This window comes from Paenibacillus sp. 2003 (assembly GCF_031455635.1).
GTDB classification, from domain to species: domain Bacteria; phylum Bacillota; class Bacilli; order Paenibacillales; family Paenibacillaceae; genus Paenibacillus; species Paenibacillus amylolyticus_B.
Genome location: NZ_JAVDTB010000001.1, coordinates 633,177 through 659,553, shown reverse-complemented (window position 1 = coordinate 659,553; position 26,377 = coordinate 633,177). Strand labels below are relative to the sequence as shown.

The following is a 26,377-nucleotide window of genomic DNA, read 5'->3' as shown; positions in this document are numbered from 1 at the left end:
ACGGCATCATCAGCATCGAATATGAAATTCAGCCGAAATGTCCGTTGCTCACGTAGTTTTTCCTACGCTCCGCTACTCCATTTCTAGCTTCATTCCATCTTCTCGGTACTGAAAACCAGCCTTTTTGAACTCGCACTTAAGGCCACTTAAGCCAATTTAAAATTTTGTCCTGTGATTCTTTGTCTTCACTGGCACTATGCACATGCTCGGCAAGTCGATTCAGACGTTCCAACTGATATCCGTAATCATAGATCGCAGCAGCCACGATCGACAATCGTAACATCCCTTCCTTGTCGATATCAAACTGGGTGATCGCCTGCTCCATGAAACGGTCATTATCCAATACAAACTGTGCGGCCTCTTCTCCATTAGGTTTCAGCTTATCCTCGAACTTAAGCAGTGCATGCTCATGGAATTTGATAACCAGTTCAAGATGTGAGTCAAAAAACTGATCCATGGCCGTTGTCCGCGGTGCCTGGAAATAGTGGCGTTCCACCGAATCCAGCACCTCATACCCTTTTTGCAGACTCAGCAGCATTTGTTTGTAGACCACCATCTGACGAGTTTCGCTGAATTTCGAACGTTTCATCTTTTTCTGTTCCTCTTCGAACAAATTATACTTGTCGGACAAAGACTTAATGGAACCACCAAGGTTGCTTTTCTCCTCCCGGAATACAACTTCCTTGATCTCATCCGAGATCGAGGTTCGCAGCAGTAACGACATACCGCTGAATACACTATGGATCTGCTTCACGAACTGAACCTTCGGTTTCGGAGGAAATACCGTAATGTTAATGAGAAACGCCGATACGATACCAACCAGTGTCAACAGAAAACGATTGAGTGCAAAATGCCAGTCACCCGAGGCTTCCATAATGGATACAACCGTGACCAGTGTCAGGCCAACCGTCTCACCCATATTCAATTTAAGACAGATCATGATGACAAGTACAATAATTAATCCAACGGCGATTGGCTCATTGGACAACACCATGCCCCCCACCAGGGCGACAATAGCTCCCAGCGTGGTTGTTTGCAATTGATCCAGGAAGTATTTCCAGGAACGATAGATGGAAGGCTGCATGGCGAATATAGCCGCGATTGCGGCAGGCACGGGAGATTGCGGGTTCAAGAACAGGCTGCTTAGGTACAAGGCAAGCGTGACCGCGATCCCCGTCTTAAGTACACGTGCACCAAACGACATGGTGGTGACCCCTCCTCTTTACCGAACCTGAAATTTTACATTTGATGATCATGTTCATTATTACCCCATATTTCTTTTTTTGCCTGAATTCATTCAGGAGAACGATTTATTGTACCATGTAAGGTCTTCCGTTGCCATGTCATAAGTCAGAGGTATTGTGAAATTGATTTCTTTATGTATGTTAATACACATTATTAACCCAAAAAGAAGCAAATCTTCAAAATGGATTTCTCCACTTCAAAGATTCGCCTCTGTTACTTATTATACCTCTGTGGAATACTCATGCTTATTATGCCTGCCTAACGGTCCGTGCCCTCCCATTCCCTTTTGAACTGGTCCACAAACTGCACCATATAATCATGACGCTGTTCCGCCAGCTCCCTGCCATAGGAGGTATTCATCAGATCCTTGAGCTTGAACAACTTCTCGTAAAAGTGATTTATCGTTGTGCTGCGCCCATTACGATATTCCTCACGGGTCATCTGCTCCCGTGGGGGGAGGAAGGGATTGTACATCTCGCGCCCTCTGGCTCCTGAAAAGGCAAAGGTTCGCGCGATCCCAATCGCACCAAGTGCATCCAGTCGATCTGCATCCTGCACAACCTGTGCTTCAAGCGAACTGACTGCAGGGCGCTGCCCTCCCGCATATGAGATAGTGTTAATAATACCTACAACCTTATTACGTATATCCGGGTCAAGAGGCTGGGTATCCAGCCAGTCATTCAGCTTGGCCATCCCGGCTTCCAAGCTCTCATTCAGCTTCTCATCCGGTACATCATGTAATAAAGCAGCCAGTTCGCAGACAAATGGATCTGCACCCATGCGGTGAGCGAGTTCAACCGCAAGTGCGGTTACCCGTTCAATGTGCGGCCAGTCATGACCATCACTATGCTTGGATGAGTCCCTTTGAACAAAGGATCGGGCGTCGCGCAGAACTGCCTCTCCTGCCGTTATTCCATCTATATTATGCATGTGCCCTAATTCCTGCAGATTCCCACCAGATTGAAGAGGGTTCTCTGACATCTTACGATTCCCCGCCTTCACGGGCCTGTTCACGCGGAATACGCCGAGCTACACCCGTCTTAATAGCTGCTTCAATCACGCGACTGCGCATCGATTTGACCACTTTATCATTGAACACACTCGGAATAATGTAATAACGTGTACGCTCTTCATCCGTAATGGCCGAAGCAATCGCTTGCGCAGCTGCCAACTTCATTTCTTCATTAATTTCGGTGGCTCGGCAATCCAGAACTGCCCTGAAGATACCCGGGAAACATAACACGTTGTTGATCTGATTCGGATAATCGGATCGGCCTGTTGCCATTACCGCCACAATGTCTTCCACCAATGCAGGCATTATCTCAGGTACCGGGTTTGCCATTGCAAACACAATTGGATCTTCTGCCATGGTCTGCACATCTTCGCGAGTTAACAGATTGCCGCGGGACAGGCCAATGAACACGTCCGCTCCACGGATGACATCGCGCAGTGATCCGGTTTCCAGTTCCGGGTTTGTACGAGCTGCATAATCACTCCAGACTTCATTCTCATAGGTTTGTGTCCGTACAATCGCACCCTCACGATCGACACCAATAAGTCGACTGGCTCCTGCAGACAATAATATGTTGCTGCAAGCTACACCTGCTGCACCAATACCGCAGACCACAATCTTCACATCTTCAATGGACTTGCCCACCAGTTTGAGCGCATTGATCAGACCGGCATATAACACAACCGCTGTGCCATGCTGGTCATCATGAAATACAGGAATGTCCAATTCCTCATTCAGACGACGTTCAATTTCGAAACAACGCGGTGACGAGATATCCTCCAGATTAATGCCGCCAAAACCAGGTGATATCGCTTTCACAGTACGTATGATTTCCTCGGTATCCTGTGTGTCCAGGCAGATTGGGAAAGCATCCACACCAGCAAACTGTTTGAATAACATCGCTTTACCTTCCATGACAGGCATCGCTGCACGAGGCCCAATATTACCAAGCCCAAGCACCGCACTGCCATCAGATATGACGGCCACTGTATTCCGTTTAATTGTCAATGAGAAGGCTTTGCCAGGTTCTTCTGAAATGGCTGAACATACACGAGCCACATCCGGTGTGTACACACGTGACAGATCTTCCCGGTTTTGAATCGGGGTCTTTGGTGTTACTTCGATCTTACCGCCCAGATGAAGCAGGAACGTCCGATCCGATACATTAATAATGGACACACCTTTAAGCTGGCGCACCCCTTCTATAATTTTACTGTTATCTTGTGCATCTGTAACTGCGACCGTCAAGTCGCGCACGCTTACATCCTGATTGGTGGAAATCACGTCGATTGCAATGATGTCTCCCCCAGCTTCCGAGATGGCCGAAGCCACTTCGCCAAACTTGATATCCTTAGTTGTCATTTCCAGTCGAATAATAATGCTGTTACCATCCAGATTTCTTTGATTCATTTCCATTCCTCCCAGACTGAAAGTCTTGAGTTACATGTTACGTGTTTGTCTTCGCTGCGCGGACACGTTTATCCTTTATCTTGTCCAGAAAAAGTCGTTCAACAGCCAAATGCATAAAATAAAAAAGATGCCCTGAACACCAATGCAGGCGTTTCAGGGCAATCTCTTCTTAATACTAACTTCATTTATTTAGTAACATATAGAACCTATATTATTTCCGGGCAGCCGGTCTGCGCAGAACACAAATGTCATATGGCTTCAAGCTGAGACTTGCTTCCACGGCATCACCACTGAGCAGATCGGTATAGGACTGTCCATCTAGTTCAACCAGCTTCTCATCTGGCGTGTAGTTCTGTACAAACACATAATCTGCTGTACCATCTGTACGTGTATGTGCCGTTGTTCCGGCAGGCAACTCGGTTTCAAGTCCACGCTCAATGTTCAGGTCAGCGATTAGTTTCGCATAGAAATCATCATAGAATGGTGCTTTCAGACGTGTCGCTACGTAATATGCTTTTCCTGAACCCAACTGGTTAACCGTCAATGCCGGACGTCCGGCATAAAAGTCAGAACGATAAGTAGCCAGTGACTTCGCGCCTTCCAGATGAATCAGATCACACAGTTCAATTGCATCATACGCTGTATTGAGCTGAAGCTCATTGCCCTTCTCCGGAATGATTCCGTTCAGATCACGATCATGCAGTCCGTCAATTTCCTCGGACCAGATGCCAAGTGTCTTACGCAGTGGGCCTGGGAATCCACCCAGGAAACACAGATCGTTTTCATTTACAATACCAGACCAGTAAGTTGCTACAAACGTACCACCTTGTTCTACAAACTTCTCAATGCGTTCCCCGACACCTTCACGTACCAGATAGAGCATTGGCGCAATCAGCAGCTTGTACTTGGACAGATCTGCATCCATATCGATAACGTCTACAGCGACTCCCTTTTTCCAAAACGCTTCGTAATGCTCTTCCACGGTCTGCTCATACTTCACACCGATATTGCGTGGACCCTGGGAATCATTAACGGCCCAGCGGTTTTCCCAATCAAATATGATTGCAACTTCTGCCGGAACCGCTGTTCCTACAATGGCTTCCATACCTTCAAGAGCCGTTCCTACGTCGGTGACATCTTGGAACACTCGAGTGTGTTCCGTTCCTACGTGGTCTACCACCGCACCATGAAGTTTCTCACTGGACCCCCGGCTTTTTCTCCACTGGAAGTACTGAACACTATCGGAACCGTGTGCCACAGCCTGGAGAGAAGAGAGCAGATGCATGCCAGGTTTTTTCAGCTTGCTGACATCTTGCCAATTCGTAGAACTTGGAGTACTCTCCATCAGCAAGAACGGCTGACCGCCTTTGATGGAACGAACGATATCATGCATCATTGCGATACGGGATGCCTGTTTCGCGTCGTCATCTGCATCATGCCAAGTCGGATAACTGTCCCAAGAGAGGAAGTCCAGAATATCGGCGAACTTCCAATAGTTCAGACCGCCATAGAATTCCATCAGGTTCGTTGTGACTGGCAGATCGGGATTCTGAGCTTTCAAAGGTTTCGTTTCATGCACGATAAAATCAGCTGTCTGATCCGTAACGAAACGGCGCCAATCCAGATTCATCGCGTGTACCTGTGTCTCACCGTGTGGAGCAGGAGATTCCACTTGACTCCAGTCTGTAACCGTATGGCTCCAGAATGTGGTCCACCACGAATGATTAAGTTCATCGAGTGTTTTATACTTATTCTGAACCCAACCACGGAACGCTTCCTGACAATAATCACAATGACAGTCTCCGCCGAACTCGTTTGAGATATGCCAGCCGATTACAGCCGGATGATCCGAATAACGCTCTGCCAGTTTTGTGTTGATCGCAGTAACCTTTTCACGGTATACCGGGGAAGTATAACAATGGTTGTGACGGAAACCATGCAGATTGCGGACACGCTTCTCGGATACACGGAGCACTTCCGGATACTTCGCGGACATCCAGGCAGGTCTGGCACCACTTGGTGTAGCCAGGAATGCATAGATGCCGTTTGCTGCAAATCGATCCAATACCTGATCCAGCCATTCAAACGTGTATACACCCTCTTCCGGCTCAAGGGATACCCATGAGAAGATACCAATGGACATCACGTTACACTTGGCAAGCTTCATCAAGCGAATATCTTCTTCCAGAACTTCAGGGTAGCGGAGCCATTGCTCCGGGTTATAGTCTGCGCCATGCAACATGTGCGGGGCTTTGGAACTTACAGGTGGAAATTTGTATGTCATAAGGACAACTCCCTTGCTTTAATTACTGTTTTTTTAATTTATATACGATAACAACGACTTCACAGAAGATACGTATTACGCTAGATTACACGTATGTCACGACATCAGATTCTTCTGCAGTAGCGAGTGCTGTAAACGATTCCAACTTGCGACCTTTAAAATCAAACATGGTGAGGTTGCCCCAGTTATTCGGGTGCCCGACGGACCATTCTTCTTTACTTGGTATCCAGGCAGGTTCCCAATAATAGAATCCGTGCCCCAAACCACCAGGAACTTCGCGGATAATCTGCAATAAATCCTTCAGATATTTGGTCTGTCCCTCTACACTTGCAGGGTATCCTGGCAACAACATATCTTCCTGATTCAAAATCCATTCAATGCCTTCCGGCTGCTCCAACGTCCATGGATAAGCGGTTTCAACTACATTGATCGGTTTGCCATAACGCTCAGCCAGATCATGAAGATTATCACGTAACGCATCAAGTGTGCCATGCCACCAAGGATAATACGAGAGACCAATGATATCGAACTCCACACCCAGTGCTTCAAAGCGATCGTAAAACTTGCGGCTCTCGGCGTTATCTCCACCACGATCAATATGTATCATAATCTGAATATCCGCGTCAACGGATTTGACCGCAGCAATTCCGTACTTCACAAGGCCGGCAAAACGCTCCCACTGTTCATCCGTATCATGCTCTTCTCCACCAACACGTCCCTCATTCCATAACATGCCTGGGGTAATCTCGTTGCCCACCTGCACCATGTCTGGAAGCGCATCGTGTTCCTTCAACGTTCTCAGAACGTCAGCCGTATACATGCATACCGCACGTTGAAGCTCTTCATAGGACAGATTCTCCCATGCTTTCGGCTTCCATTGATTGGCTGGATCAGCCCAGCGATCAGAGTAATGGAAATCCAGCAAAAATTTCAATCCCTGTTCCTTGATCCGTTTGGCTACCTCCACCGTCCGCTCCAGATTGCAGAATCCACCAACAGGATCATTCCAGATTCGAAGTCGTATCGCGTTAGCGTCATTAATCTTCAGGATGGACAGCAAGTCTTGTTCCTTGCCATCCACATCACTATAACTCCCGCCATGCTGTTCGATTTCATCCATAAAGGACACATCCATTCCCAGAATGAATGTCTTTTCCGTCAAATTGCTCACTGTATCAACCTCCATTAATTTGGGGTACAGGCTCAGCCTTTAACTGAGCCCAACGTCATACCTTTGACAAAGAAACGTTGCAGGAAAGGATACACAATCAAGATTGGTGCACTTCCGATGAAGATCTGAGCTGCCCTTACCGTAGTTTGAGAGAGAGATTCCATCTCTTTGGGATTCATGCTCATGCTACTCATGTCACGTCCAATAATGACTGTTTGCATAAATGTAGCAAGTGGGTAATCCTTGGCGTTATTCATATAGAGCAAGCCATCAAACCAGGAATTCCAGTGGAACACCATACTGAACAATGCAATTGTTGCAATGGACGGCATCGAAATGGGAAGGAAGATACTGAACAATGTTCTGAAATGGTTAGCTCCATCCATCAGCGCTGCTTCCTCCAGCTCTTTTGGAATACCACGGAAGAAGTTCAGCATCAGGATGACAAGGAATGTATTAACCGCCCCCGGTAGTACAAGTACCCAGAAGGAATCCATCAACCCGATCTTCTGGATAACCATATAGAATGGAACCAGCCCTCCATTGAAAATCATGCTAAATACAAAAATCCAGGAGTAAATCGTTCTGCCTTTGAACTCACTATTCTCTTTGGACAACGGATACGCCGCCAGGAACGTAATCAGCAAGGTGATAGCTGTACCAATCACTGTACGTAACAGTGAGATCCAGAGCGAGTTCAAGAAAATTGGATTGTTCATTGTCTTTTTGTATGCCTCAAGGGAGAAACCTACAGGCCAGAGATTGACCAAATTTGCATCGGCAGCAGCCTTTGTACTAAAGGATACCGCCAGTACATGAACCATCGGTATGATACACATGATGGCAATTAGAATCAGAAAGCAGGTATTGACTATATTAAACACGCGATAAGGCAATGATTTATGATACATCGTGGTCCCTTCTTTCTCTGTTCATTCGTTTAGAATATGCGGTATCCAGCGTATTTTTTGGCTAAGCTGTAAGATACAAGAATCAAGATCATGCTAATAACCGATTTGAATAATCCGATCGCCGTTGCAAAGCCCATCTCACCATTTTGCATTGCGGAACGATATACGAATGTATCAATGATGTCACCCGTTTGATATACGAGCGGGTTATACAAGTTGAAAATCTGGTCAAATCCGGCATTCAGTACGTTACCAAGTGCCAGTGTTCCTACAACCATCAGCATCGGCACAAGTGAAGGAATTGTAATGTGCAGTGTCTGTTTCCAGCGTCCTGCTCCGTCAATTTCCGCTGCTTCGTACAATGCTGGATTAATTCCGGCAAGGGCAGCCAGAAAGACAATCATGTTATAGCCAAATTCTTTCCACACATCTGTCAGAATGACCGTAGATCGGAACCAACTGTTGTCTCCAAGGAAGAAATATGGCCCGAGTCCAAAGGTTCCCAGAACCCGGTTAACCAAGCCGCCTGTTGACAACAGATCTATCAAAATCCCGCCCAGAATGACCCAGGACAAGAAGTGAGGTAAATAGACAAGTGTTTGGATCGTTCGCTGTATAGCCATCTTGCGAACCTCATTCAAAAGAATGGCAAAAACAAATGGAACAAATAAATTAAAAATCAGTTTAAGTACAGCAATAATCAATGTGTTCCAGATGACCTGTAAGCTGTCTTCACGTTCAAACAGATATCTAAAATTGTCCAGCCCAACCCATTCAGAACCGCTAATCCCAAGCCATGGCTTGTAGTTCTGGAATGCCATAATGATCCCGCCCATAGGCACATAACTGAAGATAATCAGAAAGATAATGGCTGGCAACAGCATAACGTGGAATGGCCAAGTGCGTTTCAAAGTTCTCATGATTGCTCCCCCTGTATTTCTTCCTACTCAAGTACTCCCTGAGTGGCTTATAATGCGATTATATCAACCTTTTATGGGGCCCAAACAGCACATAAAAGCAATATAAATGGCACAAATTCAACCACTTTGCCTTAACTTGAATAAACAAAAAAAGCGCCCAGACGTTAGTCGTCTGAGCGCTGCTTGTAACTATTTTTTCACACTGTCATACCATTCGTTAACCTCTTGCGTGATTTGGTCACCACCACCCGATTTCCACGTTTGTACAAAGGTATCAAACGCATCCGCCGGATTTTTGCCATAGATAATTTCGTTAAATGCTTGATTCTCGATTTTATTCAAATAGTCCAACTTGGATTTCATCGTCTGTGTTGTTGGACCTGTGAACATGTTTTTGAAGGAAATTTCTTCTTGGCTCAGCAACACTTTCGCTGCTGCAGGAGTTTCTGGTCCATAGTTTACGGCCACGTCTTTTTCCAGCTTGCTTTCAGGCTCTTTGCCATCAGCCAAATTAAGCAACGCTTTCATCTGTGCATCTGGAATACGTGCACCATCACGAACTAACAGGTAACGTACGACATTGACATATCCGCCATCAATTTCGTCTGGCTTTTTCTGTTTTCCGTTCGCGTCCAGCTGGTAGTCATATCCGTCGAATAGACCGTTATCATACGGGCTACCCGGTGCAGGATCAGCATAATTGTCAAACAGGTAGTTCTGATACGTGAAGAACGCCTCAGGGTGTTCCATATCTGCTTTGATCAACGTAACACCGTTTACGAATTGTGTTCCATGACGCATTGCTTTACCTTCAGGACCCGTTGGAATTTCAATCGGTTTCCAAACGGCACCAGGCGAATTCTTCACTGTGTCAGTCAACGGCCATCCACTCATCCAGTAAGGACCTGGGATAATGCCGGCGGTTCCTGCAACTGCGGGCTCTGCTGTTTTGTTCTCATCCCATAGCGCTGCTTCCTGTGGGATATACCCCTTTTTAAGCCATTCGCTCAATTTGACCAAACCTTGCTTCATACCGGGATTGATGGAACCATACTCCAGCTTGCCATCCGCAGCCAGATTCCATTGGAACGGTAATGTTCCATATGCTCCGAAAATCCAGGATGGGTCTCCCATCCATGTATTCATGGATGTTTTGAAACCAATGCTGAGCGGAGTGACTTTTTCAGGAGCCAAACCGTCCGGGTTATTGTTTTTGAAAGCTTCCATAACGGTTTCCAGCTCATCGATTGTTTTTGGAGCTTCCAGCTTCAGCTTATCCAGCCAGTCCTGACGAATCCAGAGCAAGTAATCATTGTTGTATGCATAGTCCAGAACAGGGATACCCATTCTTTTACCATCACGGCTATATTGGTTCCATACGTTAGGATCTTGCTCCATCGCTTTTTTCCATGTGTCTGAAGCATATTTGTCGAACAGTGGACCAACTTCCTGATACATGCCGGAATCAATCAGATCCTGAGCAAGCAAGTTGTCACCCACCGTTACAATTTCAGGCATATCTTGACCAGAAGACATCGCCAGGCGAAGTTTGGTTGCAAATGCGCCATTCGTATCCGTTACAGACCAGAGCGAGCTAATATTAATCCCGAATTGATCCTTGGCCCACTTGGTAGCCACGTTATTTTCCATGGATTCGCCATTTTTAAACTTCAGCTCAGGGTCAATTCCCCATGCTGTTGTAATGGTTACTTCCGGATCATACTTTTCTTTGTATTCGTTTTGGGTTCCAGATGTACTTGGTGTTGCACTATCTCCGCCCCCACTGCCTCCTGAACATCCTGCAAGAACGACAGTTAGACTCAGCGTTGTAGCGAGAAGCGTCAAGAATCTCTTTTTCGTTGATTGCGCTCTCATGTTGTTCCCCCTTAAATCGTTTTGGTTACCCTTTCATTATAGGCTGACCAGGCCTTTGAGCCTATGATACGAAATCAAGATTTCTGCACCTTTGCCAACCTATATTCTGGAATGTTGTTGTAATTATGCCTGATCCCGAAATTCATTTGGTGTCATACCATAATGTTTTTTGAACATTTTGCTGAAATATTGCGGATTTTGATAGCCAAGTTCACTCGTAATCTCGTATATTTTTTTATTGGTATTCTTAAGCAGATACAGAGCACGTTCCATGCGCATACGAATCATGTAGTCCCCAAGACCTTCCCCTGTCTCTGCCTTGTAAATTTTCGATAGATATACGGGGTGTAAATATACCTTGTCCGCAATCATCTTCACTGACAGATCCTGTCCTGTATCTCTTGTAACCAACTCCTGAACCTGCTTGATCACATGTCTGCGGCTCTGCACACCTTCCTGATCGGACAATTCTTCCTGAAGCTTCGCCAGCATCTCGGTTGCCCAGCGCCGCAGCTTCTCGGGGGATTGAATCAGTTGATGAGCAAGGAGCAGATCGAATCCCGCATGATCAATCTCATGCACCAGATGCCCCTGTTTATGGGCGATATACATAAATGCATTGGTTACCGACAGATACATCTCATACACATGTTCTCTAGACAATCGAACCTGTTCTGCCGCGTCAAAGACCGCGTTCAGCTTACGCGCTGCCGCTTCCCATTGCTTGGTCTCAAGCAATTGCGGAAGTACAGGCGGTTTGTACAGCTCTTCGAGCGCCTGCGTCGCATCATTCTCCGGTCTTTTGCTGAGTGCCTGATCCATGTCCATATATATAATCTTGTGTTCTTCCGGTCCTGAAAGGACAAGCGAACCCAGACTTTTTCGATAAGCTGCTGTCAACTCATTAAAGGGAAATGACGGTGTAACTACCATGGACAGATCTCCCTGTAAATATCGAATGACATGCTCACGGAAAGTTTCAGCTGAGATTCTCAGCGTCTCCAAGTCCATCTGCGGAGCTTCGATCTGATCTTGATTCTGCAAGAACATAACCAGACACTCATGGGGTCCGCGACCAAACCACACGTTAAATTGCTCTCCGAGTACTTCCTCTGCAATATTACCTACCGCAAAATCCATCAGATCCAGAGACTGCTGGTCCATTGATGAGAAGCGTCCTGTAAGGCGAATCAGCATCATCACAGCCGATTGTTCCGGATCAATATGAATCTCATATTGTTGCAGTTGTTCCCGAAGCGCCCGGGCCGTGATCTCACGTCCCAGCAGCAGATCATGCATAAGATTTTCTCGTAAAATCTTATAGTCAGACTTCCGACTGTATAAAAGCCGGTGATATTTATCAAATTCATCCCACTCATCGCGAAGAGACGTGATGGCTGCCGACACCGATCCCATAAACTCATCATCGTTTACGGGTTTCAAGATATAATCCGCTGCCTGCAATTGAATGGCTTTTTTAGCATAATCAAAATCACTGTGACCCGTTAGTAAAATACAGCGGATATGAGACCAGCGCTTGCTTACCTCTGCAATGAGATCCAGTCCTGACATGCCAGGCATGCGAATATCGGTAACTACGATATCTACTGCATTTTCCTCCATAATCTCCAACGCTTCCTTACCGGATGCGGCACGCAGCACGGTCGTTACTCCAAGCTCTCCCCAGGGGATCGTAAGTTCCAGACTTTCTGTTACGTATGTCTCATCATCTACCAGCAATATATCAATCAAGTGATTCACTCCCTATTTCGTTCATTCTGCAAATGGATTCCATCGTGCATCATGCGCTACACATTCCAAGTGCTTATCCTTCATTCTCCAGAAGAAACTCCTGCTCGGCAGGCCATGACAGTGTAACGCGTAACCCGCCAAGTTCCGATTCCGTTATATCAAGCCCAGCCTGCTCCCCATATCGAAGCTGGAGTCGCTGATTCACATTCCACAGGCCACAGCCCATCTCCTGATCCATCGTTCCCCTGAGCTTACTCAGAAGCGCCTCACGTGCCTCCTGCGTCATACCTTGCCCATCATCTTCTACCACAAGAACCATGACACCGCCCTGTTTCTCCCCGGATACTCTTATTTCTCCTGCTTCCGCGTCCGCTTCGATGCCGTGAATCACTGCATTCTCCACCAATGGTTGCACGATGAGTGGCGGTACCTCCTGTCTTAACATCTCATCAGACAGATCAAGCTTGTAATGAATCCGGTCCATACGCATCCGTTGGATCTCCAGATAACAGCTGACAAATTCAATCTCTTCTGTCAACGGTACCACGTCCCGCTCCTGTCTTGTCGTATACCGATAATATCGCGATAGGTTATGCGACATCGCTACAACAGCGTCCATACGCTTCAGCTTCGCCATACTCGTAATGAAGGAGAAACAATTATAGAAAAAGTGCGGGTTAATCTGCGATTGCAGCTGCTTCAACCGGGCTTCACGCACATGAATCTGTTCCAGGTAAACGTGTTCAAATAACTGCTGGATCTGCTCCACCATCAAGTTGAAACGTTCGGACAGGAAACTGAATTCATTGCGGCCCTTTGGCTTAATCCTCACTGAATAATCTTCCTGCTTCAACCGCTGGAACCCGCGAATGAGTTGTTTCACTGGTACCTGTACCTGAACATAGAACAAATACGCCACACCAAAACTCATTAACAACAAACAAATCATGGAAGAATAGAACAGCATATTGGATTGATGAATAGGCTTCAGAATATCTGACAGGGGCATGTAGTCCACCAAATACCAGCCTGTTGTACTGGATTTCACCGTGTTAACCATGTAAGGCTCGTCCCCGATCACCACTGTACGGTTATCAACGTCCTGAAGTTTATGAACGGACAGTTCTTCCATCAACTGATTCGTTAGGGAACGATCTGAAGTCCGGTTATAGATAACTCCCGATTCTTCTCGGAAATAGAAGGGATCATGCCTGCCATCGTCTTTGAATTTGTCGAGCATATCCCGAATGTTGTCACTATCAAACTCCAGTTTAATAATCGTTTCCGCATTATTAGCTGGGTCTTTAATACCGTACGGAGATACCGTAATCCAGCTAAACATGAACCGGTCATCTTCCCCATCCTGAATTTTGCGTACATCCCAGCCGGAACTGATATTCTCTCTTAGCGCTTGTTTATCGTAAGAACGTGCGTCCCTTTCGGAAACCACTCTGCCCAGCGAAGGAGAATACAGATATAATTTCGTAGCCCAATTGGATGAGCTTTCCTGAATACTCAGCTTATTCTGAATACGTTTGACCAGGTTGATCGCATCCAGATCAAAGTAGTTACTATCCGCATAGATTCGCTTGAAGCTGGCAATATCAGGATCATGTATGAGCAGATTCGGCCATGAGGATAACAGTTCGATGTGTGTGTTCACTTGATTTTGGAAAAATTCAAGCTGGTTACTATTTGATCGATTCAACTCATCTCTGAGAACAGCTGTTGTTTTGTGATTGGAGTACCAATACAAAAGCACTACAGGAATCAGCATAATCAGAATAAGAATGACCATTTTGGAAAACAGGTTTGTCCGATATGACATCTTTTCATCTCACCTTGTCTTAATTTGTCGTGACATTAATTGTAATGATGTAAGCGCTAAAGACAAACTATTTTTTTGAGACAAACTGATTCATTATCTAGCGTAAGCGTTACCAATTCAAGGGGGAAGGAGATAAAACCAATATATCTGCACTAAATGCAACTTCCACGCACAAAAAGAGCCAGCGATTAGCCAGCTCTCTATCTAATTTCAGTATATATCTTTGATCTTTCTATTCAACTCAAACCTTATTCCACTTCTGTTTATGTAATTATTCTTTTTTTCTATAAAAATATCAACTATGGAATATCATAATCAAATACCGTATTTGCTCCGTCCACGCCTACATCCAGCACAATATCCATAAGTTTCCCATTGACGAACAGAGGGGATTCCGCTTTCCCGTAAAACTCCAACTTACCTGTAAACGTTCCATGACGTTCAATCTCAACATGTACGGGCCTTAATTGGACAGACTGCAAAGCTTCCAATAGTGGATCGTCCTTAAACTTATAACTGCGTGCGAGATCAGGCAATAACACGGCGGATACGGAATCTCTGCCGTAATTTTTGAGTGTCAGGTCACAGGTTGCTCGGGTCTCACCCGTTTTCAGCACGTTAAAGGTACAAGAGCTTGCATTCTGTACATAGGATACCGCATTAATGCCTGTAGCTCCCCACTTGGCAACATACATGAATTTATCCGTCATGTACGAGTAACTGAAAACGATAGCGATAACTACGATCCATAACCCTTTTGCAAGACCGGGGAATGATTTCCCGATTTCTTTGCGTGTAAGGTAAAATCCGCAAGCGAAGATCCCCAATCCTAGGAAAAGTGTGATATGTACACCACTTAAATAAGACGTAGTATACGGTGATATACCTATTGCTGACAGCATGGTATCCCCAACAGAAAAACCAAGATGATGGTTAAATGTAAAGATGATAGCAAATAGCAATAAAGCCCCTGAGAACACAAGTCTGGTTCTCGACACACGAACACCCCCTAATCAACCACCTTATTATATCATATTTTTCCTATTTATGATTAACAATCCAAATCAAAAAAACAACAATAAAAAGAACGTCTTCGGTTGTTCACCGAAAACGTCCTCCATTTTCACCGCTGACAAGAGCTTGTAGTAACACAGGTCTCTCTGTCATGGCTGATAATCATTTACTTCTGGGCAAGGAATGCATCAAGTTGTTCCTGTTTGGCTGCAATAATTTTATCAATTCCCGCTGCTTTCAATTTCTCCAGATATTTCGGAATCATCTCATTTGGATCAACGGCGCCCGATGTCATACCCGGCTTGAACTGTTTGTTCACGTTGTTGACCGCCGCAATTTCATTTTTAACAGATTGGCTGTTGAACGTAAAGCCCAGTGCTGGCGACTTCACACCTTTGGCGTTAAACTCTTTGAACTTCTCCCATTTCTGTGGATCTTCATTATCCCAGAGGAAGTTCAGGAACTGGTTACCAAGCTGCCATTGGGCACCAGGGTTATAGGTACGACTGTTGGCATCTACGCCATCAGGGAGCGCAATGATATTATCCTGTCCGTCTTTTTTCACATAATGTGTACCTTCAATTCCGAAGTTCAGCAAGTTGTTAATTTCCTTGTCGGAATGCAGCAGGTTAATGACCTGCATCGCTTTCTCCGGTTGTTCGGAAGAACGGGAGATTGCAAGCATCGCTCCAGACGCATCACCCGTCGTGATTGTCGGCTGTGTCATCTCAATCTGAGTGAGTGGGAAGCCCACATACCCTTCTTCTTCTTTATCCTTGCCTGGCTTCATGCCATCTGTCCAGAGAAACGCTTTTCCAGCCTTCGCCTGGTCTTTCGGGAACACATTAGAAGTAGCAGCATCACTGTTGATATATCCCGCTTGATACCACTTGCGAGCGAGTTCAGCCGCTTCTTTGAATTCTGGAGTCTCCACTTCATTCAGCACCGTTGTTCCGCCTGCTGTTTTGGAGATGACTCCAGGTACGGAAGCATCACCGAGATAATCCCAATCCAGATTCTCTAACAGCCCGTTACCATTGGTGTTTGACATATAGAATGGTGTGATGGCTGGCTCGTTTTCCTTGATTGTTTTGAGCAGAGGCTCCAGATCAGCCCATGTCTTTACAGCTGTCAGGTCCAGCTTATACTTGTCAGCCAGATCTTTACGTACCAACACACCACGTGTGGCAGCAAGTTCCTTATTCGTAGGAACGCCGTAATTCACGCCGTCTACCTGGGAACCTTCCAGGAAGGCAGGGTCCAGGTTTTTCTTAATATCCTGACCATGTGCATCAAGCAGATCATTCAATGGTAAGAATGCGCCTTTAGCTACATTCACCGTGTAGTTCTGCCAAGCTGCTGTGAAGATAATGTCTGATTTTTCACCTGAAGAAATCATGAGATTCAGCTTGTTATCCCATTGCCCCCAGTCAATCGCATTGATCTTAAGCGTGGCTCCGATCTTCGGTTCCATCTTTTTGTTAATCTCGGCTTCCACCAGAGCGACATCCTTCTGTGGTGTCCCTGGATAGAACAGTGTCACTTCATAGGGTTTGCCCCCACCTTCACTTGCTCCTCCGCCTTCTGCGCCAGGTGTTGTTGTTCCACCCTTGTCTGATGAGCAAGCAGCCAGCACCAGGCTCAGCGCCATAACCGTTGCCATCATGCGTGACCATACCTTTAATGATCTAACCAATTGAACCCCTCCTGTCATGTGTTGAACCATACAACCGAATTCCCCAATTCACAATTAAACCGATAACTACTTCTGTATATGCCCTTTCAGTCCATCTTTATTTACCTTGCCCACTCCGCTAACCGGTTTAGAGTTATCCCTTCACAGCGCCAACCGTAAGACCTTTGATGAAATAACGCTGGAAGAACGGATATGCCAGTACAATTGGACCAATACCGACCACAGCCATCGCCATTTGCAGAGTTTTGTTAGGTAGATTCAGCAATCCACCCTGCGACGAAATCTGTGAAGAGACGTTGGAGTTGGTTGTTAAATATTGAATATCGAGCAGCGTCCGGTACATAAGGTACTGAAGGCTGATCGTCCGGTTATCTGATATAAAAATCATGCTAAGGTACCAGTCATTCCAGTAATTCAATGTACTGAACAACGCGACGGTTGCCATTACGGGAAGAGAGAGCGGAAGCACGATACGTGCAAACGTTCTCAATTCTCCCGCACCATCAATCCGAGCCGATTCCAGAATGGACACCGGAATGGAGTTCGCGAAGAATGTACGCATGACCAGTACAAAGAATGGGGATAGCAGTAGCGGCATAATGAGTGCCAGTAGGGAGTTTTTCAGATCCAATACGTTGACATAGACCAGGTACCAAGGTACCAGACCCCCATTGAACAACATTGTGAAGAAGATGAAAAAGGCGAACCAGCCCCGGTAAGGCAGATCTCTCCGTGAGAGTGGATACGCATACAATGCGGTCAGCGCAACACTTGTAATGGTACCTACAACGGTAACGATAAAGGATATACCATACGAGTGAATGATCTGATCCATATCTCTGAACAGAAACTCATAAGCCGTCAGGCTGAACTTCTCTGGAATAAGCTTATATCCATTGGCAATTACTGTTGTCTCGTCCGAAAATGAGATGGCGAAGACAAGCAGGATCGGCACGATACAGGCAATGGCATAGAATAGAAACATCGCATGAATAACGGATGCGGAACGCTTCGATACGGCTAGTGGATCACGTGATTTCACAGCTGACTTGCCTCCTCTCAAAATAATGCATTATCTTTATCTATTCGCCTTACGATGGTATTGGATACAAGAACCAGCACAAATCCAACGATTGCTTGGTATAGACCGGCTGCTGATGACATCCCGATATCTCCACCGATAAGGAACGTACGATATACGTAGGTATCCAGTACATTCGTTACAGGGAACAGTGCTCCTGATTCCAGTGGAACCTGGTAGAACAGACTGAAGTCTGCATAGAATATACGGCCAATTTGCAATAACGTCATAATGACGATTAATGGGACGAGAAACGGAATGGTAATGAAGCGTATCTGATGCCATTTGGTTGCACCATCAAGCACAGCTGCTTCATAATATTCTTCATCGATACCCACGACAGCTGCCAGATAAATGACGGCATAATATCCAATATTCTTCCATGTGTTCACCAGTGGCAAAATATACGGCCAATACTTCGGCTCTGAATACCAGTCGATCGGCTGACCACCGAACATCTGCAGAATCGTTGAGTTCATGAAGCCTGAATCCTTGCCCAGGAAAGCCAGTACCAGATAACTGACCACAATCATGGACAGGAAATACGGTAATAGCATAAGTGATTGATATAACTTGGACATTGCCTTGTTCTTCACTTCATTGAGCAGAATAGCAAGCCCGACACCTACAAAGAGATTCAGTGCAATGAACACCGTGTTATACGCGAGTGTATTTCGGGTAATTTCCCATGCATCACTGGTGGAGAACAAATATTTAAAATTGTCCCATCCACTCCATGGGCTACCCCAAATACCATCAGCATAGTTTACATTTTTGAATGCGATCAGAACGCCGAACATCGGCATGTAGTTGTTCACCAGCAGAAACAGGACACCTGGCAAGAACATGAGATACAGCACCTTGAATTTGCCAAGATTGTGCCACACAGACTTGCGCTTTCGGACTGTTTCTCCCGGTATTTCCGATATCCGTACTCCCTTACCCGCCTGGGGTTGTGTCTTCATAACTTGTTCTCCCTCACTCCTCTTGAATTCTTCCTCAGGATGAAGCTCCGTTGCGGCTCCTGTGGTTCAAGTATACGGCGGGGCGAGTAAGACCTCTATCTGCTGTGGTGACCTGTTGACTTATCAAATTATGACTTTAGTGCCAAAATAAACAAAACAAAGGCGCAGCATGCTGCGCCCTGAACTATACGGTACGTGACTGTTTTCGAAACTCCTGTGGCGTTATACCCGTGCACTTTTTGAACATTTTGGTGAAATGCGAGTAATTATAGTACCCCACCTTGCCAGCAATATCCGTCACTTTGACGGTGGACTGGGACAACAATGTCTTCGCTTTGGCTACTCTGCCCTGCAGAATAAACTCAGATAGGGACATCCCCTTCTCTTTCCGAAATAGACGCGATAGATAAGCGGGATTGAATCCGGCAAAAGCTGCAAGCTCCTCTCGCATAAGTTCTTCACCAATATGAGTTTCAATATAAACGCACAACTGATCCACAATGGTCATGGGGCTATGATCGTCCGGGTACAACACCGGGATAACACGATCAATCAGATCCGACGTCCACTGTTTCAACTGCGGCAACGACCTTGTCACCATACCCTCTTCCGGCTCCCGTTCACCCGGATAAAGACTGCGTATTGATACGTTTTTCTGATGAAGTAGCGGATAGACCACATGCAGCATGGCATGATAGTAGAGATGCAGCATTTCAGGAGACAATCCCTCCTGGGCAGCAAGCAACTCAAAAATCTCATCCACACGTTCTCGCAAATCCCCTACTTTACCCGTCTCAAAAAGAATGGATAATTCCGAAAACCATGGAATGGGCAAAAAGCGATCTTCCTGATCTCTTCCCCGCTCATCATAGACAAAAACTTCTTCAAGCTCCTTAATATTGCGCCGTTCCATATCCATCAGTTCATTTAACATGCCTTGCAGCTCAGTTACAGCAACCGAGGCACCAACATAACAGGACAACCGGCAGTAGAAATACGTACCACATTCCTGAATATACCCCTGACAACGTTGTGCCACTTCGCTCGCACTCGGAATGATGCCATCTTGCTCATAAGCAAGCACAATATTTAATCCACTTTGATCCTGAAACACCTCACCGGGCTTGTCGCCAAGCAGCATCTCTTTGGCTGCATTACGAAGGGCATATTCCAATACCTCTTCGTCACGCAAATCAAAATCACGCACCCATTCCTCTACCGAGATCACAATGGGTAACACACGAGCCTGCGGATCAATCTCGGCACCATACAGTTCTGCGAGCTCTTGCAACCGTTGTTCGGTTAACGTGATACGCTGTGAGATGGCATCTTTCCAGAAGCGTTCCGTCAGCAGCGGTTTATGGGTTTTCCAGCGTTTGTATACGGTCTCATAAACTTCGTTGGTACGGGTACGCTGCTCTCCATCCTTGATCTTTTCCACTGCCTGAGTTACTACCTTAATCAATTGATCAGCTGGAGCCGGCTTCAACACATAATCAAAGCTGTTTAGCTTAATGGCTGTCTGAGCATAATCGAATAAAGCATGCCCTGTCAGGAAAATGGTCAGTATGCCTGGATCATGTTTCAACACCCAGCTTTGCAGGTCAAGCCCTGTTTCACCGGGCATCTCGATATCACAGATCATGATATCGATAGCATCTGCCCTTAAAATCTTTCTTGCCTCTTCGGCATCACCAGCACTGTATACTTGGTCAATACCTGCTGCTTGCCAATCGACTCCTTCCACCATTGCTTGTAATGCATACACTTCATCATCCACGATCAACAGGTTCCGCATAGGCTCCCCCTTCTTCCTCTTCGGTCTGAGCGGGTAAATCAATGATGACTTTGGCGCCATGATCCACCTCATTGCCAAACTGCAAACTGGCCTGATCACCATACTTTACTAAAAGCCGATGAGCCACGTTCCATATACCGATATGCTGTCCACTCGGGTCTTCAGCGTATTGACCATGTTGCAGACGCCCCAACAACTCCTCTTCAAATCCGACACCATTGTCCACAATCATCAGTTGAAGCACCGTCCCATCGATCTGACCGGACGACTTCTCACCGAGGCGCGCCACGATCCGAATGACAAATGCTTGTGTCCGGCGCTGAAATCCATGAATAATGGCATTCTCTACAAAAGGCTGAATGGTTAATGGCGGAATCACATAATGTCCCAGATTCGGTTCGACATCCAGTTCAAAATCGAATCTGCTTGGAAACCTCAGCTTTTGAATTTCTAAGTAATGACGAATGTGCTCGAGCTCTTCATCCAGACGAATAACACGTTTGCCTGCACGCAGACTGAATCGAAAATAATCGGCCAGATGACCAGCCATCTGCTGCACCAACTCATGCTTTTGCAAGGAAGCCAGACTATGAATAATATTGAGTGAATTCAGGTAAAAGTGAGGATTGATCTGCATCTGCAGTTGTTTGAACTCTGCCTCCCGCGTCCGCAGCTGTTCCTCATACACATCAATCTTCAGATGCCTGATCTCACTGGTCATTTGATTGAAACTTCGTGTCATAAATTCAAGTTCCGAGGAAGATGGCGGGTCCAGCTTCACATCGAGATCTCCACGGCTCACCCTTCTCATGCCTCGGATTAACGCATTCATCGGGCGGAATAACAGATGCCGCAAAAAGATCAGTGCAGTAACCAGAATTACTGCCGCACCAATGGGAAGCAGACGAATGATCTGCTGGAAAAACGGGAGGTTACGCATCATGTCTTCCTCAGGCAGCAGCACGATATAATTCATCTCGGACATGGCCGAGGCAATACCCAGCATCAAATATTGACGTGCTTCTCCCTTGTTCACAACTTCAGAGATAACCTGATACGGATTCTTCAGGCCGGGAAGATGCGCTGCAGCCAGCTGAATCTGTGCAGTATTTAATGTGGAATCCGATAGTGCCCCACCGTCTGTTCCAACAATGACTGCGCCTCCCCGATCTCCGGATTCAGTGAATTGTTGTGTATGATTCAGTGCATTCATATCAACAAGTGCACCTGCATAGAACTGCTGGTTGATTCGCACCGTTTTCACCAGCGCATTCCACGTCCCGCCACGCACGATGCTCCATTCCGGCTTCTGGATATCCCCTTCCAATTGCTGCATCTGGACTGGCATACTCTCCTGCACAACCGACTTTTTGACATCATAATTGCCTGAAGTGGCGAGCAGCAGATCATCATTCACGGCATCATATAGAAAAAAAGAATCGATTAGATTATAAAAACCGATATCTGTCATGAATTTGTTCATAATCCGTTGCTTTGCAATGATATAATCACCGCTGCCGTATTTCAGAAAAAACAGAGAGATAATATCCGGGTCCCGCTCACCCAGACTATACAAATACCGATTTGTCTCCTGTAATACACGTTCATTCTGCTCCACACTCTTGGCGAGATGATTCATATTGGTGAGGGATACTTTGTCGCGTACAACTTTCATAGCGTAGACGTTGTTGTAATAAAGCAGCATGAATAATGGCAGCATGATCAATGTAAGACCCACTATAAATTTAAAACGAAGTGAACGGATAAAATTCATGGATTATGGATTCCCGCCCTTTTAGTTCAACATAGTTTTTCTATTTTCTTCCTTACGATGGCATGTTTATTGTAATCACCCCTGCTTGCCATTGTCTATGGGGTCCCGTGACCTTCACATATCATTTCTGGTGACTTTCATCCGCTCCAATTTCAAGAGTAACAAGCTTCATGTTGTAATAAATTCTCCAGTTGTAAAATAAATCCTTCATTTATTACTCTGAAGCTTCTCCCTAAAAATAAATGCTGCGGCAAGCCCCGGACTCCACGAACGCCCGATCTTGACATGCATACGATATATCACTCCTCGGGTTAGTCACCAGGATGTAGGGAGGCCTGTTCGATGAATATTCAACTCACTGCGTTACACTATGTCTATCTGGCATTTATCGTCTTGATCATCGCAGTTATGATCCGGCGCAGGGACACCACGATCATCTGTGTCGCAGGTATTATGACCATTGGACTTCTGGCAACCGAAACCTTAAGCGGGTCAGTTGCTGGGATCTTCAGCAGTTTTATCTATGCAACAAAAGAATTGTTGAGTACGATCTTCATCATCTCGATTATTGTGGCGATGAGCCGTGTTCTAATCAGAACCGGCATTAATGAGGTCATGGTAACACCCGTCACCCGGTTTATCCGTTCTCCTCAGGTCGCGTATTGGGGTATCGGATTGATCATGATGGTAGTATCGCTATTTTTCTGGCCATCCCCGGCAGTAGCACTCGTCGGTGCAGTACTGCTTCCTGTAGCCGTGCGTGTAGGTCTTCCTCCGATTGGAGCTGCTATTGCCATGAACCTGTTCGGACATGGAATAGCACTGTCGGGAGATTACATTATTCAGGGGGCTCCCAAACTTACAGCTGATGCGGCGGGTATACCGGTTACTTCCGTCATGACGGCCAGCATACCTCTGGTCATTGTCATGGGCACTGTATCTACACTTACAGCCTTCTGGATGCTGCGCAAAGAGATGAAATCAGGTTCACCTGTTCATTTCCCAAACGTTACATCAGGTACCGTGAGCACGGAACCTTCTTCTTCATCAGAGGCTGTGTCCACCTCCCTACCCGCTAATCAGCCTGTTCAACGTCAAGCCATGTCGCCCCGTCTGCAAAAGGCGTTTGCTCTGCTTATCCCTCTGTTATTCGCAGTTGATGTGATTCTGATGTTTGTATTGAAGTTGCAAGGTGGCGACGCAACAGCTCTGATTGGCGGAACCGCTGTGGTTATACTGATCGCTGTCACCCTTGCCGCACATCAACATGCGGGACCAGAGGAAACGACCAACTATTTAATAGAAGGATTTCAGTTTGGTTTCAAGGTGTTTGGACCGGTTATTCCCATAGCCGCATTTTTTTATCTGGGAGATGCTGCAATTACGGAGTTGTTCATCAACCCTCTTCCTGAAGGTTCACACGGGATTGTGAATGATCTCGGGGTCGCGCTTGCTGGGCTGGTGCCATTAAATGATACGGTGGGCGCCATTACAATGACGGTAACCGGAGCAGTGACCGGAATGGATGGTTCGGGGTTCTCGGGGATATCCCTGGTTGGCTCGATTGCGTCCATGTTTGCAGGCTCGGCAGATTCCGCACCTGTACTGACAGCATTAGGTCAGGTTGCAGCTATATGGGTAGGTGGTGGAACCTTGATTCCATGGGCACTGATTCCTGCTGCTGCAATCTGCGGAGTCAATCCTTTTGAACTTGCAAGACGCAACCTGAAGCCTGTACTTCTGGGACTCACGGTAACAACAATTGTAGCCATCTTTCTAATCTGACCAAAGATTATGCTAAACCGTTCAAAAAAACGTGCGTAAACGCGCCCAGTTCCAGAGATCTTCTCGCTTCATCTCGGCCAGATGCAGCATGTCCACATATGGATCTCCCTGTAATCCAAGTACAGAAGCAAATGCAGGCTCCGTCTTCCACCCTGCCTGTTTGAGTCTGCGGATCTCGCGGTGTCCCGCGTCTCCCCACAGTTGCAACAATCTCCACTCTACGATCATATGTAGGTATGCATTCTGCCTGTAAACTGGCACGGATTGGGCAAAAATCTCCACAGGCCAATGTCCCACTTGCAAATTACAAGTCACATAAGGACGTTGGTCTGGAAGATCCCCACCACGTACACATTGAAATTCAGCAACGGCTCCGATTCGATTGTATATCTCGGCTTCAAACACATCCAGATCCTCTGCATAACACAGCAGATCCAGATCACTGCCCGGAATATCAATATCAATCGGTACCGTTCCTGCTGGATACGGGTGATAGTCAGCTAATATTTCGAGCAATCCACTGCTCTGTAACACATAATAGGCGTCCTGCTGACGTGTATTACCCGAAGCCAGATGTGCCATTACTTCTGCGGTAGTACTCATCTCCCCACCTTGGGCCACAGTTAGTTCGAGCCTCCTGTAATGACCTGTTTCACACGTCCCACTTGACCACTCGTCAGTCGTACTTTGATTCCATGTGGATGCGTAGGTGACTTGGTTAACAGATCCTTCACAATGCCACGTGTCAGCTTACCTGTAGCTTGATCCTGCTTCAGCACAATGTCCACTTCCAGACCTGGCTTAATATTTACACGTTGTTGTCCATTCATTATGTTCACTCTCCTCTATGTCGTAATTCATATCTTGTATACTATATAACCCTTAAACACAAAGCTCCATCTATTGTAGACGTTTTGGTTTCAAAACAAAAGGGACACGGCAATAACCTCCTACGCCTGATTCCATGGTTGATATGAAGACCAAGATAAAGAAACCGCAGGTCTCTTCAACTGAGACCTACGGTTTCTAATTGGATTACCATGTTCAGGGCTGCACATGCTTCAATATAGACGAAGGCGAAGTTCCATCCTTCGCGGCTTCGCGTGCCTTTACAGCAAGTAGCTCAGACACCGTAACAAATTGGTACCCCTGCTGCTGCAGTTTCGGCAGAATCGTTTTGAGTGCTGCTACCGTATGCGACTTGCCTTCCACCTTATCGTGAAAAAGTACAATATCCCCATTACGTGCGTTCTTCAACACTTTGTTAACGATAGCCGATACACCTGGAGAAGCCCAGTCCCGTGTATCCTGATGCCAAGACCAGAGTACAATGGTATACCCTTTTTGTTTGGCAGCCTGGATGACCATGTCATTGTAATAGCCGCCCGGTGGCCTGAACAACAAGGGACGCTCCGCACCTGCTTTAATGATGGAACTTTCCGCTTCGTTCATATCCTTCATGTACTTGTCCGCACTAGTTGATCGAACTGCATACGTATGCGCATACGTATGGTTGGCGATTTCATGCCCTTCGAGCTGTTCCTGCTTAATCAGTTCAGGAAATTTATCTGCCCATTTGCCAAGTACAAAAAAAGTTCCTTTAGCATGATACTGCTGTAACAAAGCCAGAATCTGCGGAGTCTGAATCGGATCTGGTCCATCATCAAAGGTAAGGGCGATGAGTTTATCCTGTGTGGGAACTTCCCACACAATCTCTCCTCGTTCCTCATAATACTGACGGTTCTTCTGTACAGGCTTTGCATAGGCAGAACTGCTACCCAGCAAAATAATTAGCGTGAACATTCCGATGACTCGGGCTGCCTTCAGGTTCATGTGGTGTCCTCACTTTGTCTTCA

20 protein-coding genes are annotated in these 26,377 nt (G+C 46.2%); 1 reads left to right on the top strand and 19 read right to left on the bottom strand.

The genetic code is table 11. The annotated features are described in order from the left end of the window. Positions 1-136 precede the first annotated feature (136 nt). From J2X75_RS03120 to J2X75_RS03045, 16 genes are all read right to left on the bottom strand, one after another. Positions 137-1,204: an FUSC family protein gene (locus J2X75_RS03120; protein WP_017689291.1), complete on the bottom strand. Its 1,068-nt coding sequence runs from the start codon at positions 1,202-1,204 to the stop codon at positions 137-139. 299 nt (positions 1,205-1,503) lie between these two features. Next, positions 1,504-2,226: an HD domain-containing protein gene (locus J2X75_RS03115; protein WP_310334248.1), complete on the bottom strand. Its 723-nt coding sequence runs from the start codon at positions 2,224-2,226 to the stop codon at positions 1,504-1,506. Position 2,227: 1 nt separating this feature from the next. Beyond that, a complete protein-coding gene (locus J2X75_RS03110) occupies positions 2,228-3,667 on the bottom strand; it encodes an NAD-dependent malic enzyme (RefSeq protein WP_124113995.1) in 1,440 nt (479 codons plus the stop codon). Between the two features lie 211 nt (positions 3,668-3,878). Then, positions 3,879-5,951, bottom strand: coding sequence for a beta-galactosidase (locus tag J2X75_RS03105; protein ID WP_310334246.1), 2,073 nt, complete (start codon positions 5,949-5,951; stop codon positions 3,879-3,881). 85 nt (positions 5,952-6,036) lie between these two features. Continuing rightward, positions 6,037-7,122 carry a glycoside hydrolase family 53 protein gene (locus tag J2X75_RS03100; protein WP_310334245.1) on the bottom strand — a complete coding sequence of 362 codons (1,086 nt, stop codon included), beginning with the start codon at positions 7,120-7,122 and terminating at the stop codon, positions 6,037-6,039. A gap of 32 nt (positions 7,123-7,154) precedes the next feature. Then, positions 7,155-8,033, bottom strand: a complete 879-nt coding sequence (locus J2X75_RS03095; RefSeq protein ID WP_091017431.1) for a carbohydrate ABC transporter permease — start codon at positions 8,031-8,033, stop codon at positions 7,155-7,157. A gap of 29 nt (positions 8,034-8,062) precedes the next feature. After that, positions 8,063-8,953 carry an ABC transporter permease gene (locus J2X75_RS03090; RefSeq protein WP_074094500.1) on the bottom strand — a complete coding sequence of 297 codons (891 nt, stop codon included), beginning with the start codon at positions 8,951-8,953 and terminating at the stop codon, positions 8,063-8,065. A 189-nt stretch (positions 8,954-9,142) separates the two neighbouring features. Then, positions 9,143-10,828, bottom strand: coding sequence for a type 2 periplasmic-binding domain-containing protein (locus tag J2X75_RS03085; protein WP_091017433.1), 1,686 nt, complete (start codon positions 10,826-10,828; stop codon positions 9,143-9,145). 123 nt (positions 10,829-10,951) lie between these two features. Then, entirely contained in the window at positions 10,952-12,580 is a 1,629-nt protein-coding gene (locus J2X75_RS03080) for a response regulator (RefSeq protein ID WP_310334242.1), read from the bottom strand. Between the two features lie 73 nt (positions 12,581-12,653). Next, entirely contained in the window at positions 12,654-14,408 is a 1,755-nt protein-coding gene (locus J2X75_RS03075; protein WP_310334241.1) for a sensor histidine kinase, read from the bottom strand. Between the two features lie 299 nt (positions 14,409-14,707). Further along, positions 14,708-15,406, bottom strand: a complete 699-nt coding sequence (locus tag J2X75_RS03070) for a hypothetical protein (protein WP_310334240.1) — start codon at positions 15,404-15,406, stop codon at positions 14,708-14,710. 182 nt (positions 15,407-15,588) lie between these two features. Further along, positions 15,589-17,118: an ABC transporter substrate-binding protein gene (locus tag J2X75_RS03065; protein WP_074094495.1), complete on the bottom strand. Its 1,530-nt coding sequence runs from the start codon at positions 17,116-17,118 to the stop codon at positions 15,589-15,591. Positions 17,119-17,251: 133 nt separating this feature from the next. Continuing rightward, entirely contained in the window at positions 17,252-18,160 is a 909-nt protein-coding gene (locus tag J2X75_RS03060) for a carbohydrate ABC transporter permease (RefSeq protein ID WP_017689303.1), read from the bottom strand. A gap of 17 nt (positions 18,161-18,177) precedes the next feature. Then, on the bottom strand, positions 18,178-19,164 hold the full coding sequence (locus tag J2X75_RS03055) for an ABC transporter permease (RefSeq protein WP_076208980.1): 987 nt from the start codon (positions 19,162-19,164) through the stop codon (positions 18,178-18,180). A gap of 184 nt (positions 19,165-19,348) precedes the next feature. Next, positions 19,349-20,962 carry a response regulator transcription factor gene (locus J2X75_RS03050; RefSeq protein ID WP_310334239.1) on the bottom strand — a complete coding sequence of 538 codons (1,614 nt, stop codon included), beginning with the start codon at positions 20,960-20,962 and terminating at the stop codon, positions 19,349-19,351. Further along, positions 20,937-22,736, bottom strand: coding sequence for a sensor histidine kinase (locus tag J2X75_RS03045; RefSeq protein WP_310334238.1), 1,800 nt, complete (start codon positions 22,734-22,736; stop codon positions 20,937-20,939). Before J2X75_RS03045 ends, J2X75_RS03050 begins: the two co-directional genes overlap by 26 nt. A gap of 342 nt (positions 22,737-23,078) precedes the next feature. On the opposite strand from J2X75_RS03045, the gene J2X75_RS03040 reads away from it, so the two are divergent. Then, the gene (locus tag J2X75_RS03040; protein WP_310334237.1) at positions 23,079-24,521 is read left to right on the top strand and encodes a hypothetical protein; all 1,443 of its coding nucleotides are present in this window, start codon (positions 23,079-23,081) and stop codon (positions 24,519-24,521) included. Positions 24,522-24,542: 21 nt separating this feature from the next. Here J2X75_RS03040 and J2X75_RS03035 read toward each other — a convergent pair whose 3' ends face one another. The 3 genes from J2X75_RS03035 to J2X75_RS03025 form a co-directional block, all read right to left on the bottom strand. Next, positions 24,543-25,124 carry a DUF4269 domain-containing protein gene (locus J2X75_RS03035; protein WP_310334235.1) on the bottom strand — a complete coding sequence of 194 codons (582 nt, stop codon included), beginning with the start codon at positions 25,122-25,124 and terminating at the stop codon, positions 24,543-24,545. A 20-nt stretch (positions 25,125-25,144) separates the two neighbouring features. Further along, a complete protein-coding gene (locus tag J2X75_RS03030; protein WP_026081155.1) occupies positions 25,145-25,351 on the bottom strand; it encodes a YwbE family protein in 207 nt (68 codons plus the stop codon). A gap of 214 nt (positions 25,352-25,565) precedes the next feature. Further along, a complete protein-coding gene (locus J2X75_RS03025) occupies positions 25,566-26,354 on the bottom strand; it encodes a polysaccharide deacetylase family protein (RefSeq protein WP_310334233.1) in 789 nt (262 codons plus the stop codon). Positions 26,355-26,377 lie beyond the last annotated feature (23 nt).

Coding starts and splice junctions, on each gene's coding strand:
- J2X75_RS03120 (WP_017689291.1), bottom strand. CDS start 1,204: ATGTCGTTTGGTGCACGTGTACTTAAGACGGGGATCGCGGTCACGCTT.
- J2X75_RS03115 (WP_310334248.1), bottom strand. CDS start 2,226: ATGTCAGAGAACCCTCTTCAATCTGGTGGGAATCTGCAGGAATTAGGG.
- J2X75_RS03110 (WP_124113995.1), bottom strand. CDS start 3,667: ATGAATCAAAGAAATCTGGATGGTAACAGCATTATTATTCGACTGGAA.
- J2X75_RS03105 (WP_310334246.1), bottom strand. CDS start 5,951: ATGACATACAAATTTCCACCTGTAAGTTCCAAAGCCCCGCACATGTTG.
- J2X75_RS03095 (WP_091017431.1), bottom strand. CDS start 8,033: ATGTATCATAAATCATTGCCTTATCGCGTGTTTAATATAGTCAATACC.
- J2X75_RS03090 (WP_074094500.1), bottom strand. CDS start 8,953: ATGAGAACTTTGAAACGCACTTGGCCATTCCACGTTATGCTGTTGCCA.
- J2X75_RS03085 (WP_091017433.1), bottom strand. CDS start 10,828: ATGAGAGCGCAATCAACGAAAAAGAGATTCTTGACGCTTCTCGCTACA.
- J2X75_RS03075 (WP_310334241.1), bottom strand. CDS start 14,408: ATGTCATATCGGACAAACCTGTTTTCCAAAATGGTCATTCTTATTCTG.
- J2X75_RS03055 (WP_076208980.1), bottom strand. CDS start 19,164: ATGAAGACACAACCCCAGGCGGGTAAGGGAGTACGGATATCGGAAATA.
- J2X75_RS03050 (WP_310334239.1), bottom strand. CDS start 20,962: ATGCGGAACCTGTTGATCGTGGATGATGAAGTGTATGCATTACAAGCA.
- J2X75_RS03045 (WP_310334238.1), bottom strand. CDS start 22,736: ATGAATTTTATCCGTTCACTTCGTTTTAAATTTATAGTGGGTCTTACA.
- J2X75_RS03040 (WP_310334237.1), top strand. CDS start 23,079: ATGAATATTCAACTCACTGCGTTACACTATGTCTATCTGGCATTTATC.
- J2X75_RS03035 (WP_310334235.1), bottom strand. CDS start 25,124: ATGAGTACTACCGCAGAAGTAATGGCACATCTGGCTTCGGGTAATACA.
- J2X75_RS03030 (WP_026081155.1), bottom strand. CDS start 25,351: ATGAATGGACAACAACGTGTAAATATTAAGCCAGGTCTGGAAGTGGAC.
- J2X75_RS03025 (WP_310334233.1), bottom strand. CDS start 26,354: ATGAACCTGAAGGCAGCCCGAGTCATCGGAATGTTCACGCTAATTATT.